This is a genomic window from Oceanicella sp. SM1341, assembly GCF_003448965.1.
Classification (GTDB): Bacteria; Pseudomonadota; Alphaproteobacteria; order Rhodobacterales; family Rhodobacteraceae; genus Paroceanicella.
Window position 1 is genome coordinate 1 of sequence record NZ_QRGC01000081.1, and the last position, 1,359, is coordinate 1,359.

Here is a 1,359-nt window from a genome sequence, read left to right on the forward strand (position 1 = left end):
GCGGTGAGGGCGCGCACCGGGCTGCGCGCCCCGGCCAGCGGCCAGGCCTCGGCGAGCCAGCGCGCCACGCCCTCGCAGAACTGCGCGATGATCACCTGCTGCTGCCAGGTCTCGATCAGCCGGTCCATCTCCATCCGCCCCATGCGGCCGGAGGAGTAGTTCACCCCGGAGAGATCGCCGGAGAGGGATTCGAGCGTGATGCCGATCCCCATCGCCACCGCCGCCAGCCCCTGGCGCATGAAGCCCTCGTAGCCGTCGAGCTTCGGCGGCTCGCTGAACGTCACGTCCTGCCCGGGCTCGAGGCCCACGACCGCGCCCGGCGCCAGCTCCTCGAGGCCGGCGCCCTTCCAGCTCGCGCCGCCCTCCTCGGTGGTGACCACCGCGGCGAGCAGCGAGGCCATGCGCTGCTTGAGGATCTGCGCCTCCTGGTAGTCGGAGAGCTCGCCCAGCGTCATCATGACGGGTGCCAGCCAGGTCACCCCGCGCAGCTGCCCCGACCGGTCGGCCCGGCGCACGTGCAGCACCTCCGAGGCCGCCACCCGGCGCGAGGTCATCGAGCGCCGCGCCCACCAGGCGGCATCGCCCGGGTGATGGTCGAAGAGGTGGTAGGCGGTGATCCGGCCGGTGGGTCCGATCTCCACGCCCTCGATCACCTGGTTCCGGCCGTAACTGGTGATCGAGGTGTCGAGGTGATCGGCCTCCATCACCTGCAGCTGGAACGGCAGCGGCAGGCCGGCCTCAAAGGGCGCGGCTCGGAACCGGCGCAGGACGAGCACCTCGCCGTCCTCGAAGACCGCGTTCATCACGATGCGCTGCAGGCTCGGCAGCGCGTGCTCGCCGTAGGCGTCGATCGCGGGCGTCATCAGGTGGGCCCGGATCACCTCGCCGACGCGGTCGCGGGTGGCGTCATCGTCGGCCACCACCGAGGGCATGATGCCGGTGCCGACCACGTTGGCGGTGACGACCATCTGCGCGCGGGCGGCGAAGGCGCGGTTGCGGATCATGTCCCGCGCGAGATTGCGCAGCTGCGCCCGGCTGCCGGTTGCCGCCGTGTCGGCCGAGCTCGCCGGGGCCTTCCAGCCATAGGTGCGCCGCCCCTTCGTGGCGGCGTCGTAGTTCATCACCGCAGCCGCCCGGGCCTTTGCCTGGACGCGGGCAAGGCCCCGCTCGGGCGACACGCCCATCACGAGCCTGTCGAGCAGGTTCATGCTCACAGGCCCCGCGTGGTGCGCGGATAGGTGACGGAGATGCTCGGGCCTTGCGCGCCGGCGAGCTCCTCTTCGATCATCCGCAAGGTCGCGCGCATCTCGGTGAGCGAGCGGAAGGTCACGCTCTCGCCGTTCAGCGAGGCGCTGCTCA

Annotated in this window: 2 protein-coding genes; both read right to left on the reverse strand. The window is 71.8% G+C overall.

The annotated features are described in order from the left end of the window. A partial coding sequence (locus tag D3P35_RS25765) for a phage portal protein (protein ID WP_118138779.1) occupies positions 1-1,208 on the reverse strand: 1,208 nt, incomplete at its 3' end. A gap of 2 nt (positions 1,209-1,210) precedes the next feature. After that, entirely contained in the window at positions 1,211-1,345 is a 135-nt protein-coding gene (locus tag D3P35_RS27060) for a phage head-tail joining protein (RefSeq protein WP_370032652.1), read from the reverse strand. Positions 1,346-1,359: the final 14 nt, after the last annotated feature.